Genomic DNA, 16,906 nt, shown 5'->3' with positions numbered 1-16,906 from the left:
GACTCCAGACTTAAGATGCATTCGATAGGGGGGGAAGTGAGAGCAGCGTTATCCCAACGATAACAGCCAGAATACCAGCGATCTTCTGCAGGCTGATTTGCTCACCGAACAGCACCACACCGCTGGCGAAGACCAGCAGGAAGGTAGCACTGGCCATAAGGGGGCCAACCCGAGAGATTTCGTTGAAAGCGAAGATCTTTGCGGTCAGCAGGAAGCTGACGCCGTAGGCCATCACCGCCGAGATCAGCCAGAGGTTCAAGAGTCCTCCCTTGCTGCCGGCAAACTTGAGAAAGATCTGCGCGACCACGTTCAGAATGATCGCCAGCAAAACGAGATGGGGTACAGCGATCATGACTGCTCCTGCTCGGACTGCGCGACTGACGAACGCGACAGGGATTTTCTCACTAGATACTCGGGCCTGCGCTTAACCTCGTCATAGATTCTGGCCAGGTAATGACCTACTACACCTATGCTCAGCAAAATCACGCCACCGATCATGGCAATGAGAAAGATGACAGTAGTGAACCCATCCTGTGCTTCACCCTGAAATTTCTGCAGAACGCTCAGAGCGGCAAGCAGTACGCCGACAATCAGCGTGACGAATCCCAGCGCCGAAATGACCTTGAGCGGAAAGCTGGTGAAGCTGGTGATATTGTCGATGGCATAGCGCAGCAGCTTCAGCTTGTTCCATTGCGATGCCCCGCCGCTTCGCTCCGCGACACTGAAGGGAATCTGAGCGCTCGTATAGCCAGTCCAGTGGATCAACCCGCGAAAAAACCGATTGCGCTCGGGTAACGCTAGATAGACGTCGATGACTTGCCGGTCCAGCAGTTTGTAATCGCTGTGCCCATTGAGGTCCATGCCCGACAATTTGCGAAAAGCCCAATAGAATCCCTTGGCAAACAGGCCATCGGCCATGTTGGCATCGCCTCGCTCCGCCTTGACGGCCTCCACGAGCGGGATGCCCTTGCGCCACAAATCGATCATCTGGCGAGCAATCTGGGGCGGATGTTGAAGGTCTGCATCCATAACGATTGCGGCTGCGCCACGGGCCTCAGCCAGACCGGCAAGAACCGCTGCCTCCTTGCCAAAGTTGCGCGTAAAGATGACCGGCTTTATCCGAACATCGAGCGCTGCCAAATCCTCGAGAATTGCCGCGGTCGTATCCTTGGAACCATCATCGACCACTATCAGTTCCAGGTCGTAACTCTCGCAAAACAACGTCTCCAGGATAATAGGCAGATTGGTGCCAATGATCCTCTCTTCGTTGTAGGCCGGAATGACAACCGATATGAGTTCTTTCACCGCGACCACACTCCATCCCTTCCCTATTACCGATCTTTTTCGAGCGTAACTTGCTGCACTCGAAGCTCTTGTACGCCGTTGGCAATCACTCGAAACTCAACTCGCTGCAGTGGCTTGGTTACTTCGAACGGCGCGATCACGTTCTGGCCTGCCACGATGTTACCGGCGGCCAGAGCGACGCGCTGCCCATCTGGCGCAATACCGGCAATATCCCAACTGCCAACGTCCGCGGCTGGATAGGGCTGCGTAGTGAAAACGTCAATCCTGAGCCGGTAGTTGCCAGGATAGAGTTCGATATAGGGACCGAAGGCTAGGAAGCCTTGGGCGTCCGGCGTACGCGTGCGCAGAGCATTGCCATCTGGAACACCGACCAGGCTGCTGAAAGACGCGCCAGTCCAGGTGTGGGAATAGCGCAAAGCGGATGGCGAGACCGCGCCTGGTAGCGAATCAAGCAAGGCCTTGGAACGGCTGCAGATCAGGTCGTGTTCGAAGACCACACATTGATCCTGCTCCATGGCAGCCAAGAAGACAGGCGGTATGGCGAAGATCTCACCAGTAAAAGCGGGCATTACCAGCAGGTTGTCACCCGTTATTGCCTGTTCGAGCTCTTGAAGCTTTGCCGCGCAGTCCATGTTCGCGCGTGCCATGTATCCCGTATTGATCGGGGTTCCAGTGTAAGCGGCGCGATACTGGTACTTGAGGATAGAGTCGTCTTTAACCTTTCCGCAGCCGTAGGCTGGGAAGAGATAGAGGCCCTTCGCCTGCTGGAAGGCAGCCAGCCAGGGCTTTTCCAAGGAATGTCCTGGCAGATGTGCCTTTTCCCAGACTGTCGCCTGGACAGCGCGCACGTCGTAGAGCTGAATGACGACGCCCGCGGTCACCACGAGCACGGCCAGCGCATCCCGCCGCTTGAGCAACAGATAGAGACCGGCGAACAACAGCCCATAGATGGCGGGCCAGATAAATCTGCCCGCTGTTCGAAAGGTCCCGGTCAAATGATCCAGAACGGCCACAGGTGGCAGGTGGATCAGGATGTGGTGCTGCCAGACAATCTTGTTGGACATGGCATAAACGGTGAAACCGGCCATCAAAAGCACCAGCCATCCATGACTGCGAATCAAACGCCAGGCTTCTCCTGGTCTAGTCATCACCGCGACCGATAAGACCAGCAGTAGACCAAGCCCGAGATAGGCATAGCCTTCGTATTGGCCACCCGTGCCATCCACGAAGGTACAAAGATTGCCACCGCAAAAGGGCGCAGCCAGATTGAAGGAGAAGAAATCGTACCCCCCGGCATCCGTCGAGCCGTTGGATAGATAGCCAAAGCCTTTCAAAATTGCCAGGCTCATCAGCACGGCGCCCAGCAACCAGGCAAAGCCACGGGCTAGCGACATCAATCCTCGACGCCAGGCTTCGAACAACGAGCAGAAATACAGCGGTAGCAGCATCGCGAAAAAATAGGGATGAATCAGTAGGCCCGCCTGAATCAGCACGATGAATCCGATCAGATGAGCGCGGCGAGATACCAGCTGCCTATCCACGATGGCAATGTACAAAGCCAGTCCCAGGATCAATAGACCCTGAGTCATCAGCGCCGTATGTCCCAGTCGCCATCCCAGTACGGGAAAGGTCAACGCAAAGGCACAAGCTGCCACGGTAGCGAACAGCGATTTGATGTGCAGCTTTTCCAGCAGATAGACCGCGCTTATTGCCTGAAATCCGTAAACCGCTAGGTACCACCACCCGAAATAGTGGAAATCGGGACTTAAGACCGCTCGCAGTAATTTGAAGGGTAGCGCTGCCAGGGGAATGCTATCGGTGAACGCCACATTTGCCCCGGTAGGGTGGTTCAGTACCGCAGTCTGCAGTAGTGGCCAGGTCCATGGGGAGTTGCGGAAGGCATACCAGCCAGAAAGACTTTGAGCAGTATCCCCAGACTGGAAGAAGGCTGAGTGGCCAAGAATGAATTCTGGTCCAAACAGCCAATAACCGAAGGCAATGCCTAGAAACAAGGCAAAACTATACCTCAACCAGGCTGGACGATCCTGGTTGAGGAAATCAAGAACACTACTCATAGATGACCTTTCAACGCTCCTGCAGACGCTCAACCTGGACACTCGATAGACGTAGATCGCCCTTGACCAGCTTGCAGCGGATTTCGAAGTCGGTAACCGACTGTTCCAGATCGATTATCAGCTCGAGTGTGTGTACTCCGGGCTCAAGGTTCTGGACCTGTTTGCCATGCGTCTGGGCCCCCTGGGCAGAGATCGCATCCAGCACTATCTCGGAAGCGCTCAGAGCGGTGAGAGTCACCTGGACGCGCTGCCGACCTGCGGTTAGCGACCGATAAGGGCCATATGCCAGCCAACCGGGACGGTCGCCCGAATGGATTTCTGGCCCCACATGGACGCCTACCTCGGTAGAGAGATCGTAGCCGGGCTGCCATTGCAAGACGTCCGCTGGCAGATGCTCGAACTGACTGACAAGCTCAGCTACGACTCGCGCGCCGTCATGCCATGTACGAGGGCGATACCCTTCGCGTACTCGTTCCGCCTGCTTGGCCAAAACAGCCGGCTGCTGCGCCAACCGCAGAATTTCTGCCGCCCAGGCGCGGGGATTCCAGGCATCTAGATAGGTAACCAAATCTCCGCCAACCTCGGGCAGGGAGCCTTGATCGGACGCCAGAACCACCTTACCCAGTGATAGGGCTTCGCCTACCGGCAAACCCCAGCCTTCATACAGTGACGGGTAGGCAAAATACTCGCAGCGCTCATAGAGGTAACGCAGTGCCGAATCCGTGATATGGGTGAATTGGAAAATCTTGCCCTTGGTCAGCGGGTCGAGCTCTATGTCCATCAGGAGGTCATTGACACCCCAGCCACTCATGCCGACAAAAACGAGGTTGGGAATGCTGTCGGCATGCCCTTCTGCACACAGCAGGTGATATGCCTTATAGAGCAGTTGATGGTTCTTGCGGCGCTCTATGGTGGAAACGAACAGAATAAAAGGCTGCTCCGTCAGCTTGCGCAATTCTTCCGAAGGCGGCTCAGTGCCTTCCGGAACATTGTCCCCCAAGGGAAATACCGCGGTCTTGGTAGGAGGCGCACCGGTTTCGTCGAGCAACTTAACCAGATCACGTTGCGTTTGTTGAGAAATACATAGAATCAAATCCGACGCATGCGCCAGATCAACGAAGTAAGACGTGAATTTTTCAGCGACGTTGCCTACGCAGTATTGCGGGAACAAAACCGGGATAAGGTCGTAGCAGCAGGTTATGACTTTAATACCGTATTTGCGCTTGATATCGTACAAATGAGGATACCAACCGCTGTCCCAGTCGAGCCCCATGGAAACGAAGATATCGCCCGGCCGAAACGGACAATTGTTCGGACTGACACCAGCATTAACCGTTGATACTGGCGGTTGTGAGTAACTGAGTTGACGCTGACGGCTGCGCCAGATCACGTAGCGTACGGCAAGCTTCTTGGACTGGCGCAGCAATCTGTCTGCATGCGGCTTGGCCCCGGCTGGTACCAGTGAAAACAGGCCTTGGGCCAGTTGCTTGGCCGCTTCCCGTTTGGGAATTGGCTTAAACAGATAGTCACGGCGCGATACCGCACTCTCCCCTTTTACGCCCGGGGCAGCGGAAGGACTCGCTTGCTGTGGTTGTATCAGCGCCTTGGCTTCGACAAAGGCCTGCCCGTTCCAGTAGCAGGGTCGAACGTCAAATCCGAAACCGGCCATATTGCTGAGCTGTTCGAAGATCGATTGCTCGACCCTGACTACGCCAACGGGAGGCCGCTTCCAATTCAGCGAAGTGGTGACGTTGAACCAAAGGATCTTATTCACTGCAGGCATTCCGTAAGGTGGCGCTGGAGACGATTTCGGCGAGGCAGGACTCCCATAGCACCGAGTCGCGGCGATCGGAGTGATTGGGTACAAGCTCGCCACTCATGGCCTTGCGCAAACCCCGTTTGAAAGCCGCAGCGTCATCGCCTATCACGACACCGGTTGATTCGAGGAAAGGCTCGAAACCTCGCATGGCGACGCGAGTCGCCACGACTGGCTTGTTGGCCCATAGGGCTTCGGCAGTCTTGAGATTGGTTCCGCCGCCCTGAGTGATGGGCAGAACGATAGCTCTGGCGGTTGTCAGTAGACCTTCAAGCGTACTTCTCGGGAGAATCCCGGCAGGTATCAATTTGCGTCTCAAGCTGAGCGATTGACTGACGGCAGGGCTGTTCATGATGGACTCAGTTGCACTGCCGGCCAGCACTATCCGCTCATGGGGCGCCAAGGCTCCGAAGCCGCCGCTGAGCATGTCTTCGAATCCTTTCACATTTGGTGGATGCGCACTTGCGCAGAAGAGGGCGAAGGGAGCATGGGACGAGAAGCGATTGGCCGCCTCTATGTCAGCCAAGCTGGCATTCCAGCCTTCCACGCCGTTGGCAGCCAGAATGTAGTCTCGCGCTACCAGGGTCTGGCTGTGCGCAATATCTTCGCGAGAAACGCAACAGCACAGATCGCCACGTTGCAGAGCGTAGATCTCGGTCTGTCGAATGAGCGCCACGCAGCGCGCCACATGGGCCTGATCGAAATAGTTTCCGAGAATACTGCCCTTGAGTTGGTATTCGATATTCTGTGAACCATAGATCAGCGGCGCCTGGTTATTGGTATCAGCCAGATAACGCTCGGCAAATCTCAACAGCCAGGGCTGTTCAACATGGATAACGTCTGGACGGAAAGAGATGCGCGACTTCAAACCTTCATAGTGAGCTGGGGAGTTGGCAAACAACTCGCCGAGACACCAATCTTCCATCAGAAAAGAGTTTTCAATCAGAGCTTCAAAAGTATCACTGCCTGGATAGGGGCAAAACCCTGGCGCACTGGCGTAGTGATCTCCTCCCAGTACGCCCGCCACCTGAACCTGGCACCCCGCATCAATATAGGCCTTTTGCAGTGCCCGTAGACGCAGCTGTCCGCCATGTAGGGCGGGTTCGGCCGGATAGGTGGCCAACAACAGAACATTCATCAATCTGCTACCTGATTCATCGCCCTAGGAGCGCTTTGAGCTTGCGTCTAACGCGAGTGCCGAAGGTCTTGCCCAGCGCCTGCTCGATATTGGAGAGCCGTTCATCTTGCTGCAGATCGTGTGCGCGACGCGCTTCCTGCACATCCCGAGCGGAATGCTGACGCGCTTCGACTTCGGTCAACCGTCCCTGCAAATGGGCAGTTTCAGCAGTTAATGAAGCTACGCTGTCATGCAGATCTGCTACCTGCTGTTGCAGTTGAGCGAGCTGCATCCGCTCACGTTGCAACCCGGCATCGAAGCGCTCGAGCACAACCTGCTGGGATAGTCCGCCATCATGCTCATGCTGAACCAACGTTTCATACACGGGCCAGTGCTGATCCGACTTGAACGCGACAAGGGCATGGTCCGGACTCACCGCACCCAGTACGCTCTTCAGCGTTTCAGGTGCCTGCTCATAGAGCTCTCTCTGCTCCTGCAGGCGCAGGATGAAGCTTTGAGAAAAGCCGGCCCATTGCGCATAGAACTGCAGCAACTGACGAGGCAGGGGATGCAAATGAGTCGGGTCAAGATAGAAACTTGCCGTACTGACCAACAGATTCTCGGGGTTTGGCGTTTCAAAAATCACTACGCCACCCGGACGTAGCACGCGATACACCTCGGCAAACAGCGCTTGCAGCTTGTCGCCGGGAATATGCTCGACGATATGGAATCCCGTCACCATTCCCAAAGAGTCACTGCTACAGCTCTGGAGGTAAGCCAAAGCGTCCGCAAGGTGGGCCTCCAGACCCTGAGCGTGGCACCGCTGCACCATGCTCTCGTTGGTATCCACCCCGATTCCGCGAAAGCCGTTTTCGGATAACAGCGTCAGCCACTCTCCGCGGCCGCATCCCACGTCCACTGCCACGCAGTCAGGAAGTGCCTCGCGTAAGTGATCCAATACAGGCTGATAGGCTTGCAGGCGTCCCTTGATAAGGAACTCTGGGCCCCGATAGATTTGCTCGAACTCCCAGTAAAAATCCTGGCTCATGCTCAAACTCGACAGGTAATGGTGGAAGGCAACCAGGCCATTCCAATGAATTCGGGCTGTCCGGTATTCACCACCGAGAACACCAGCGCCAAATCCCGCCACTCGTAGTTGTTGATCAAATGCGAGTCGGCGGAATGCAGCGCGATACAGAAGGAGTAACTGCCTGGTCCCAGTGCCGCGATAAATTCGATCGCGAATTCTACCGAGCCACCAGCCTTGACGTTGCGGATGATCTGTTTCTGGTGATAGGTATTGGTGCCGTAGATGGTCTGCCCCAGCCGATCCTTGATCATGTAGCCACAGACCAGTTCCGGTATGTCTTGGTAGGCACGGCAATTGATCCTCAACGAAACACGTTGCCCGACAGAAACGATTTCCACCGCTTCGCCTTTTTCATTGGTCAGGGTGATATCGCTGATCTTGACTTCGCCGGTTCCCGAAATTGTCTGTACCTGCCCAGAGGGCAGCACTCGCGTTTCGATTTTGGAATTTTCCTTATCCGCAATCAGCGCGTTGTAATAGTCGAGAATCTCCTCAGGATTGCCTTCCCTGACAATGGAGCCGCCATCAAGCAGCAGTGCACGATCGCATAGCGCCTGGATCGAGCTTCGATCATGGGAAACGATGAGCAAGGTTGTGCCCTGCTCTTGGAATTCCTTGATCCGGTTGAAGCTCTTGTGTTGGAAGTAGGCGTCGCCCACGGACAGGGCTTCATCGACGATGAGGATCTCGGGTCGATAGGCCGTAGCGACGCCAAAGGCGACGCGCATCTGCATGCCGCTGGAATACATTCGCACAGGCTTGTCGAAGTAATCGCCAATCTCGGCAAATTCGGCGATCTCGTCGATGACGGTGGCGATCTGCGCTTGGGAAAACCCCATCAATCCCGCCGTATGAGCCGCGTTTTGCCGGCCGGTCAGCTCTCCATTGAAGCCCATGCCCAGTTCGAGTATCGCGGAAATTCGGCCCCGGCACTGAAGCTGGCCCTCAGTTGGGGCGAGGGTACCTGTGATGATCTTCAGCAGCGTGCTCTTGCCGGCGCCGTTCTGACCCACGATCCCTACCGCCTCGCCAGCCCGCAACTCGAAGTTAATGTTCTTGAGGACCCACTTCTCCTCCTTGGGATCCACTCGCCGCCCGAACCAGCCGGCTATGCGATGCCACTCGGATCTATAGGTCTTGTAGCTTTTGCCAATATTTACCGCTTTCAACAGACTCATAGGACGTCGACCATTTCTGGCGTGGCTTTGCGGAACACGAACAGGCTTGCAACCAGCATGACCACGCTAATGCAACCGAGAACAGCCAGACTCTTCAGATCAGGTGCCTGGTTGTAAACCAGAATCTTGTGAAAGCCATCAACCAATCCGTAGAGCGGATTCAAGGAAACATAGTCCCTTAAATAAGCGGGAATGATGGTGATCGGATAAACAATAGGAGTGAACCAGAAGAGGATCTGCAACAGGATGGGGACGATCTGACCGATATCACGCATGAAGACATTGAGTACGCCAAGGAATAGTCCAAGAGACATTGCAAAGGCACAGGTGATCAGCATCACCAATGGCAACCAAGCAATGGCTAATCCGGGCATATGACCGAGCAGAGCGAAAACAGCCAGCATGGCAATCAGAAGCAGAACATTGTTGCTGATAGCCGAACCCAAGACGATTGCGGGAAGAGTGATCTTGGGAAACAGCATTTTCTTGATCAAATTGCCCTGATCGATAAAGAGGGTCAGACAGCGTCCGATAAGCTCACTGAAAAGGCTCCAGCCCAGCGTACCCGCCATGAGATAGATGGCATAACCATACTTGTTGTCGATACCTGGCAGGCGCGAAGACAGAATCTCAGAAAGGATCAAGGCGTAGATGGCCACTTGCGTCAGTGGATGCAGAATCATCCACAGACCACCCAGCCGACTCCTGATGAAGCGGGACCTCAGCTCATTGCGAACGGAGGAAAAAATGAACCCCCGATAACTCCAAAGACTTGCTAGAAAAACTCTCATCAATCTTGGCTATCCAGTGATTGTCAGACCTAAAAACGATACGCCGCTCCATCCTCAGACTTCCTGACTAACGGAAGCTACTAGCCTAACGCCATCACTCCCGCGTTCGACGGCGGTCGATGGTAACGCATCGGTAACGCATCGTGCGTCGTAGCACCGGTTGACCTGCCGGTTTTTTGAAACGGCCCGCTGTGACAGGGCCTCAGGCAGAAGGTTTCGATCACGACCTTCCACCTTCGCCATTCATCACCTTCCTGCTCAAGAAAATCGATCGGTGACAGATACCTGTACTAGTTGCGAATCCAATCCCTCTGGGATGTGAACCGCGCGCTAAGCCATCTTCCGATCATCAGTCCCCTAGAAAAGATAGGGGACTATCATTTTGTGGCGCCGTATGACCTTTCTGAATAGCAGTCTCAGGAACCTCATCCGATCCCTGGCTCTCACACTGGCCTGTGGCGCCGCCGCGCCTCTGGCTGTGGCCGAGCAGGTTCATCTCGTCGGCCTGAATCTGTCGGGCGCAGGCTTCGCTCCCCAGGTGCTACCAGGCATCAACGGTACTCATTACATCTTCCCGGTAGAGGGCTACTTCAGCCAATGGAGCGCCCGTGGCGTCAAGCTCGTACGCTTCCCAATCCTTTGGGAGCGTTTACAGCCAACGCTGGGTGGTGCCCTGGATCCCACCTACGCGAGCTTGATCGATCACACGTTTGGGTACGCTCAGAAATACGGCATGCAGATCATCCTGGATCTGCACAACTACATGAGATATCGCGGCACCGTGATAGGGACAGGTGGCGTCTCATATGCCCACTATCAGGACGTCATGACGCGCATCGCACAGCGATGGAGTGGTCAATCATCCCTGTACGCCTACGATCTGATGAATGAGCCCCACGATGCCGTGGAGCAATGGCCCGTTGCCGCACAACGCGGCATTGACGGCATCAGGACTATCGACCGGGTCAGACCGATCATGGTGGAGGGCAATGGTTGGGCAGAGGCTGCCCGCTGGCCGCTATGGAATGACTCGCTGCTGGCACTGAAAGACCCTGCGAACAACCTCATCTTCCAAGCTCACGTCTATTTCGACGGTGAAGGAGGTGGTGGCAATTATGCCAATGCGTCTTCCGGCACGACCAGTGAGGACTATGGCGTTGAGCGGGTCAAACCGTTCATCCAGTGGCTGAAGAAAAATGGCAAGCGAGGCATGATCGGTGAATTCGGTGTGCCAGACAGCGATCCACGCTGGAATACCATCATGGGGCGGATGCTGGCCTACCTCAAGCAGAACTGCATCCCCGCCACCTACTGGGCTGCAGGCCCTGGCTGGGGCAATTACAACCTATCGGTTGAGCCAATCAATGGTATCGAGCGTCCTCAATGGCCCACGCTCAAGGCCTATCTGGATGATCGAAGCTGCACGGCGATAGGACCTCAAACTACTCCCAATCTACCTAACAGTGACCCGATGGCTGCCAACCTCGTTGCTAGTGCCTATCAGGACTATCTTGGGCGAGCCCCCGACCAAGCTGGCCTAAACTACTGGTCAGGCGAGATAGCCAGCGGACGGATGTCCCTCGCAGGGGTCATCAATGCGCTGATGGCCAGCCCGGAGTATCAGGCAAGAGCCACCGTAGACCGGTTGTATCAGAGCTATCTCGGTCGCAGTGCCGATGCGGGAGGGCTGAACTACTGGTCGGCCCAACTCAGCAACGGAAGCATGTCCACTGCCGCGCTGGTGAATGCACTCAAGAAGAGCGAGGAGTATCAGAGCACGGTGCGGAGCTCCATTGATCAGCTTTACTCTGCTCAGTTGGGTCGTGGTGCAGATGCGGGCGGCCTGAACTATTGGACCCAACAGATCGTGGATGGCGGCCTGAGTCTCTCCGACGTGAAGACAGCTCTGCTCCAGAGTGGTGAATATCGCAGCCGGGTTCAGCTACAGATCCGCCAGCTCTATCATTCCTATTTAGGGCGAGAGGCCGATAGCGAAGGCCTGCAGGCATGGACCTCACAGGTGACCAGCGGCGCAATGACCGTAGCGGACGTAGCCTATGCCATTCAGCAGAGCAGCGAATATCGGAAACGTAACGGCTGAACGCTATCGAGAGGTCCCCGCCCCACCCCGCCGATCGATCTTCCGATTCAGGATGATCGACGTCTGGGTCTGCTTGACCCCGTCGAGGTTGCCGATGCGGTCGAGCAGTTCGTCGAGCTTTTCGTGGGTGGTGCAGCGTAGGAAGGCCAAGTAGTCGAACTGGCCGCTGACCGAGGAGGCCTCCTCGACCTCGACCATCTTTCCAGCGCGCGGATGACACCAGCGGTGCTGCGCGGCAGGACGCTGATGGCACAGTCGCGCGATGCTGCGGGGGGCATCTGCGCCTGGACGGCTTCTATGTCGAGGGTACGCGGGGTCAGGTGGTTGATGTGCAGCCCCTTTAAGCAGACCAAGTCGGCGATCAGCCGGTGGGCATCGTGCAGGCGCTGATAGAGGCGGGCGTCGACATTGGCCTCGCGGTGCCAGCGAAAGGTCTCGAGGGCTTCGTGGGCGAAGGCATCGGCCTCGGCATCCGTCAGCCCGCCCTGGGCTTCGGCGCGCTCGATCAGTTCCAGCGAGCCCGGCGTGAAGATGCGGCGCTCATTCAGGACCCCTTCGGCCAGTTGCGTCCTCAATCAGCTCCAGGGGCACCAGCGAGGTGACGGATGAAGCCGATCAGTTCTCGTCGGCGATTACGCTCAACGGCAATAGGGTTCTCACCGCTAGTACTAACCTAGTCGTGGTGCTGTTCGACAAACTGGGCAACGTCGCGGCTGCCTTCAACTACGACCTAACCGCGGTGCTTGCCAGTGACGGAACCCTGATCACAGCAGCGCCTGCCGGTAACGGCGCGACCCTCAGCGACGGTCAGCATGCAGGGGCGGCTTACGGCGCTGGCACTGCTGCATCGGTGGTGTGGGACGGTCTCTCGACGACCCAACCCACCTATGTCGGCGCAACGGTCGGCAAGGACGGGGCCTTCGCTCAAGTCGCCGATGCAGCCTCCATCGGCTCTCCCGGCGTCATGCTGGTTGGACAGTCTGCGCAGTCCATGGACACCCACTAGCAAGCGTAGGGGACACACCTTCTGCGTCGACAGTAATGGCGAAGCTAGAAGGTGAAGCTCTATCGGCACCCAAAACCCATGCGCTGGACGAACAAGGCGGGAAGGCCAAGCCATAGTAGACACTGCGGAAACGGGCGCGTGATCCGTGCCAATTATTTGCAGTCGCTGGGCCTAAACGTTAGATTTTACGGGCCACGGTCAATCCCGTGGACGGGTGTAGCAACCTGACAAACCAAGGCGCGGCAGCGTCATAGCTCACAGCCAATGCTTAGCATCTGGTTGTGTGCGTTCTATGGCGGGCCGTGCGGGGCAGGCTTCGGCCTGGCCGGTTCCCTTGGTTCCCGGTTTGCTACCCCCGTACGGTCCGCCTCCATACCGCGTAGCAACGGTGGTGGCGGCTCCTTAACCGAACCTAGGAGCAGCATGAACATGCATCGTCTTCCTTTTAAGCACGCGCCCCTCCCCTGCCTTACCTCGTTGCGTTGTACCTTCATGATGGAGGTGAACAATGGCTGATACGAAAGGTGCGGTCCTTCCCTTCCCTGTCAGCCCAGCCTCGATGCGACAGCCTGAGCTCACCCGAGAGTCGCCAGAGGCAGACGCGGATATACGGGCTTCAATGCTCAGCGACCTGTTGGATCGCCTAGCCAACGATCAGGGCAACGCGGATAGCCCGACAGACCTACGTCAACGGATTGCGGCCTATATGGCTAGAGATCTACTCGATGAAATGGTGACGCTCTATCGCAGAGCGCTATCAGAGGCTCGTCACCCCTAGGGGAGGAGACAGCTGAGCGTCGCTCGTGTGGCGCTCAGCTGTCCATGAGGTTGTGACGGCTAGAAAAGCCTATGGGCTTTGGCGAAAGATTTCTCTAAGGCCGCTACCACCGCTTGTTCATCAGCGTAGGCTGCAAATCTGTAGTCGAGACGCGACCTGGTCATGGATACTCCTCAGCCAGGTCACTTGGCTTCGTGACATGAGCTTCTTTCTCCCCTTCCTTAAGCCAGCGCTCGGACGTCGCGTTCTGTGCTCCATCCAGCTGTGGAGCGTAGTAAACCAGCCGTAGATGTCGGTCCACATCTACTGTAAGCGTCGTGTGCTCAAACACCATCTGGCCTATTCCATCGAGTCGGAAGTATCGAATCCCTTGGCAGGGCCCATGGATGTCCTGCCGATTCCACCAGTCACAAAATTCTGGGGCTACCCGCTCCAGGTCCTTTACCAGTCCCACGATGTCTGCGTCCTGGGTTCCCTGAACAAAATCGCGCCGGAAGCTCGAAAAGATCTGGACTGCTTGGCCCTCCCATGGGTCGAGAAGCTGGCGTAGCCGCTTGGACGTAAACAGCATCCAAAGCAAATTACGTCGCTCAGGGATCTGCTCCGAAAAGCCAAACAGTCGGTCAGCCGCGTCATTCCAAGCCAACACATCCCAGCGCAGGTTCAAAACGTAGGACGGGCGGGCATCCAAATCCTCTATCAACCGAATAATCAGGGGCGGAACTACGCACCACGTCCTGCCGGGCTCACACGGTGGCCGCTGTTGGGCGAGTAGATAGAGATGACGACGCTCCGTGGCATCGAGCTTGAGTGCACGGGATAGATTGTCCAAAAAAGTCGAGGACACGCTGATTTCTCGGCCCTGCTCGAGCCAGGTGTACCAACTGAGACCCACTCGTGCCAGCGTCGCTACCTCCTCACGCCGTAGCCCAGGTGTCCGCCGTCGCCCGCCGGAAGGCAACCCAACCTCTTCAGGCGTCAGCCGCTCCCGGCGACTTCTTAGAAATTCTGCAAGCTCAATCCGAGAACGTTCCAAAGACCGTGCCGCCGGCATGCCATTACTCCCAGTAACAGTATAAACAACCAAATTGTAACAGGCTTAAAAGGGTGCGAAGAATAGCGCGTCCTGGCGCCGAGTGCCTTATGTCAGGGCTGTCGCGCGAGGAGGAACAGACGCGCTTGCTATTACTGTCTAGGAGTCAAACGGATGTACAACACGCTCTTGCATCAGAAGTTGGAAGCCCTCAAACAGGCCAACCAGTACCGCACCTTTACAACCTTGGACCGCTTATGTGGCCGCTACCCTCTGGCTCGCCTGGCCGACGGCTCGCAATCACCAGTCGTGATGTGGTGCAGCAATGACTACCTGGGCATGTCCCAGCATTCCAAGGTACGGAGCGCCATGCACGAGGCCTTGGATGCCTACGGTGCAGGTTCGGGAGGTTCGCGCAACATTGGGGGCTCTCATGCGTTATACGGACAATTAGAACAAAGCTTGGCCGACTGGCACGGTAAGGAAGCGGCACTGGTGTTTCCTACCGGCTTCGGGTCTAACGAGGCCACCCTGCAGTGTCTGCTGCGGGAGTTGCCCGATTGCGTGGTGATCAGTGATGAGCGTAACCATGCCTCGATCATCAACGGCATCCGCTCAACTTCGAATGAGCGCCATATCTTCCGGCACAACGATCTCGAGCACTTGGAGCAACTGCTACAAACCTACTCCCATGACCGACCCAAGATCATTGTCTTCGAGTCGATTTACTCCATGGACGGCGATGTCGCCCCCGTTGGAGAAATTGTTGCGCTGGCCAAGCGATACAACGCTCTAAGCTACCTCGACGAAGTACATGCGGTAGGGATGTATGGGCCTAGGGGTGCCGGTGTTGCGGCTGAACTAGGCATTGCGGAGCAGGTAGACATTATCCAAGGCACTATGGCTAAAGCCATTGGTGTCATCGGTGGCTATATCGCCGCAAGCTCCGTCATCATCGATGCTGTACGTTCCTTTGCAACGGGCTTCATCTTCACCACGTCCCTGCCGCCCGCGGTAACGGCAGGCTGCATCAAGAGTATCGAACACCTCAAGGACAGTGACGCAGAACGGCAGCGACTGCACGCGCATACCGCCAAACTGCGCGGCAAGCTTCTGGAACAGGACATCCCCGTCATGCCCTGCTCACGCACCCACATCTTGCCGGTACTAATCGGCGATGCCGAGCGTTGCAAAGCGGCTGCAGGACGCCTATTGCAAACCCATCACATCTATCTCCAGCCGATCAATTTTCCTTCGGTCGCCGTAGGCACGGAACGCTTCCGCGTTAACGCAACGCCCAACCATAGCGATGAGCAGATCGAGCAACTGGCTCTCGCCCTACGAGAAACCTTCGAGCACTTCGCCATCCCTTTTGCCTCCCAGCGGATTGGTGCGGAGGTTGCGTGATGAGCATCTCATACGACATCCGGCGTGCTACGCCTGACGACATTCCTGCTCTTATCGAGCTTAGAGCCCATCTACTAGATGCCGGCGGAGCGCCTTACGCCAGCCGTACACCTGCAGACATTGAGCGTTGGCGCAGCGCCTACCCGCTTTGGCTGGCGGACCGTGTTGAAAGGTCAGATCGGGTACTCATCCTGTGCGCTGAACATAAGCACACCCAAGCCATACTTGGCTGCGCCACAGGCATCATTGATGACCGCGCCCCGGCTCCGGATTGTCTCAATGGCCGATCGGGTTGGGTTCAGTCGGTAGCCGTAACACCTAAGCTGCGCCGCTGCGGTATCGCAACGGCACTCATGCAGCGGCTTCTAGACTGGTTCAAGGCGCGCCATGTGAACTCGGTAGCTCTGCAAACTACGCCTGCTGCTACCTCGCTCTACCAGAGGCTCGGATTCGCCTCGACTGGCGAAGCCCTATTGGTACGTGCGGAGCGCCGGCCATGAACGTCCTGATCGTCGGTCTGGGCTATGCCGGTCACCGTTTTTGGCGTGCCTTTGAACACCTGTCCGTCAGTACTGGCATGCCCTTGCGCTTGGCGTATGTTGATCGGAAACCCAAGGCATCAGAACTGCCATTCTTTCCTACGGTGGCGTCCGCGCTTCATCACTTCGAGCCCGACATCGTCGTGGTCAGCGTCAACGATGAAAGTCATGCACGAATCTTGACGGAGCTAAGCGGATATGCCTGCAGGTAATGGCGGACCCACTCATCGTGGTGGATCACGAGGGAGGTGTTTCCACCCAGCCGTACTTCGAGCCGTTCAAGCGGCCAGCTCCACCACGTACGGCCACTGTGACCCCGTTTCCTGCCGATGCTTATGAGGCTGAGGCCGCCATGCTACCGGTGCGATCACAAAGACTGACTCCAAGTGAAGCTTCGACACGAGCGCTCCAAGCACCTGGGCTTAGCCCCCTGTTTCTCATCGGGGATGATGAGTACTCACGTCATTGGCTGCGCCAGCAGCGGCGGCAGCTGAAGGACCAGCAGGCTATTGGCCTGGTGGTAAATATCGACACTGCCGCGGCCTTGGCCGAACTTCGGCGCCTGGCCCCCGACCTCACTCTCATTCCAACCTCGGGGGATGACCTCGCCCAACGCCTGGGGCTGCACCACTACCCTGTGCTGCTCCTGCCAATTGCGGATGACAGGTAG

General features: G+C 56.7%; 16 protein-coding genes and 1 pseudogene. 6 read left to right on the top strand and 11 right to left on the bottom strand.

What is annotated here, in order from left to right:
- Positions 1-10: 10 nt before the first annotated feature.
- From QMX82_RS00750 to QMX82_RS00715, 8 genes are read right to left on the bottom strand one after another with little or no spacing between them, the layout of a single operon-like run.
- Complete coding sequence (locus tag QMX82_RS00750) at positions 11-352, bottom strand: SMR family transporter (RefSeq protein ID WP_208693447.1); 342 nt, start codon at positions 350-352, stop codon at positions 11-13.
- Positions 349-1,305, bottom strand: coding sequence for a glycosyltransferase family 2 protein (locus QMX82_RS00745; protein WP_208693446.1), 957 nt, complete (start codon positions 1,303-1,305; stop codon positions 349-351). Before QMX82_RS00745 ends, QMX82_RS00750 begins: the two co-directional genes overlap by 4 nt.
- A gap of 26 nt (positions 1,306-1,331) precedes the next feature.
- A complete protein-coding gene (locus tag QMX82_RS00740; protein WP_208693445.1) occupies positions 1,332-3,380 on the bottom strand; it encodes a DUF6311 domain-containing protein in 2,049 nt (682 codons plus the stop codon).
- A 10-nt stretch (positions 3,381-3,390) separates the two neighbouring features.
- On the bottom strand, positions 3,391-5,154 hold the full coding sequence (locus tag QMX82_RS00735; RefSeq protein ID WP_208693444.1) for a glycosyltransferase family 4 protein: 1,764 nt from the start codon (positions 5,152-5,154) through the stop codon (positions 3,391-3,393).
- On the bottom strand, positions 5,147-6,334 hold the full coding sequence (locus QMX82_RS00730; protein WP_208693443.1) for a glycosyltransferase: 1,188 nt from the start codon (positions 6,332-6,334) through the stop codon (positions 5,147-5,149). Before QMX82_RS00730 ends, QMX82_RS00735 begins: the two co-directional genes overlap by 8 nt.
- 16 nt (positions 6,335-6,350) lie before the next feature.
- Positions 6,351-7,361 (bottom strand): class I SAM-dependent methyltransferase, encoded by a 1,011-nt coding sequence (locus QMX82_RS00725; RefSeq protein WP_208693442.1) that lies wholly within the window; start codon positions 7,359-7,361, stop codon positions 6,351-6,353.
- A gap of 2 nt (positions 7,362-7,363) precedes the next feature.
- The gene (locus QMX82_RS00720) at positions 7,364-8,581 is read right to left on the bottom strand and encodes an ABC transporter ATP-binding protein (RefSeq protein ID WP_208693441.1); all 1,218 of its coding nucleotides are present in this window, start codon (positions 8,579-8,581) and stop codon (positions 7,364-7,366) included.
- Positions 8,578-9,372 carry an ABC transporter permease gene (locus tag QMX82_RS00715; RefSeq protein WP_208693440.1) on the bottom strand — a complete coding sequence of 265 codons (795 nt, stop codon included), beginning with the start codon at positions 9,370-9,372 and terminating at the stop codon, positions 8,578-8,580. Before QMX82_RS00715 ends, QMX82_RS00720 begins: the two co-directional genes overlap by 4 nt.
- A 394-nt stretch (positions 9,373-9,766) precedes the next feature.
- Between QMX82_RS00715 and QMX82_RS00710 the strand changes: the two genes are divergently transcribed.
- The gene (locus tag QMX82_RS00710; RefSeq protein WP_208693439.1) at positions 9,767-11,473 is read left to right on the top strand and encodes a cellulase family glycosylhydrolase; all 1,707 of its coding nucleotides are present in this window, start codon (positions 9,767-9,769) and stop codon (positions 11,471-11,473) included.
- Between the two features lie 3 nt (positions 11,474-11,476).
- Here QMX82_RS00710 and QMX82_RS00705 read toward each other — a convergent pair whose 3' ends face one another.
- Both QMX82_RS00705 and QMX82_RS00700 read right to left on the bottom strand, forming a co-directional pair.
- Complete coding sequence (locus QMX82_RS00705) at positions 11,477-11,671, bottom strand: Lrp/AsnC ligand binding domain-containing protein (protein WP_282280857.1); 195 nt, start codon at positions 11,669-11,671, stop codon at positions 11,477-11,479.
- 74 nt (positions 11,672-11,745) lie between these two features.
- Positions 11,746-12,073 (bottom strand): annotated as a pseudogene (locus QMX82_RS00700) (2-oxoadipate dioxygenase/decarboxylase family protein); the annotation flags it as partial.
- Between QMX82_RS00700 and QMX82_RS00695 the strand changes: the two are divergent.
- Positions 12,072-12,479, top strand: a complete 408-nt coding sequence (locus QMX82_RS00695) for a hypothetical protein (RefSeq protein WP_282280856.1) — start codon at positions 12,072-12,074, stop codon at positions 12,477-12,479. The pseudogene QMX82_RS00700 and the gene QMX82_RS00695 sit on opposite strands and share 2 nt — an antisense overlap.
- Positions 12,480-13,417: 938 nt before the next feature.
- On the opposite strand, the gene QMX82_RS00690 is transcribed toward QMX82_RS00695, so the two are convergent.
- The gene (locus QMX82_RS00690) at positions 13,418-14,311 is read right to left on the bottom strand and encodes a helix-turn-helix transcriptional regulator (protein WP_282280855.1); all 894 of its coding nucleotides are present in this window, start codon (positions 14,309-14,311) and stop codon (positions 13,418-13,420) included.
- A 153-nt stretch (positions 14,312-14,464) separates the two neighbouring features.
- Between QMX82_RS00690 and hemA the strand changes: the two genes are divergently transcribed.
- The 4 genes from hemA to QMX82_RS00670 are packed head-to-tail and all read left to right on the top strand — an operon-like array spanning position 14,465 to position 16,906.
- Positions 14,465-15,697 (top strand): 5-aminolevulinate synthase, encoded by a 1,233-nt coding sequence (gene hemA, locus QMX82_RS00685; RefSeq protein ID WP_282280854.1) that lies wholly within the window; start codon positions 14,465-14,467, stop codon positions 15,695-15,697.
- Positions 15,697-16,197, top strand: a complete 501-nt coding sequence (locus QMX82_RS00680; protein ID WP_282280853.1) for a GNAT family N-acetyltransferase — start codon at positions 15,697-15,699, stop codon at positions 16,195-16,197. Before hemA ends, QMX82_RS00680 begins: the two co-directional genes overlap by 1 nt.
- Positions 16,194-16,448, top strand: coding sequence for a hypothetical protein (locus QMX82_RS00675; protein ID WP_282280852.1), 255 nt, complete (start codon positions 16,194-16,196; stop codon positions 16,446-16,448). Before QMX82_RS00680 ends, QMX82_RS00675 begins: the two co-directional genes overlap by 4 nt.
- Positions 16,448-16,906, top strand: a complete 459-nt coding sequence (locus QMX82_RS00670) for an integrating conjugative element protein (RefSeq protein ID WP_282280851.1) — start codon at positions 16,448-16,450, stop codon at positions 16,904-16,906. The genes QMX82_RS00675 and QMX82_RS00670 overlap by 1 nt, the downstream gene beginning before the upstream one ends.

The sequence above is a fragment of the Pseudomonas sp. PS02302 genome, from assembly GCF_029959585.1.
Lineage (GTDB): Bacteria > Pseudomonadota > Gammaproteobacteria > Pseudomonadales > Pseudomonadaceae > Chryseomonas > Chryseomonas aestiva.
Note: the sequence above shows the minus strand (reverse complement) of the source record. Positions and strands in the feature narration are given on the sequence as shown.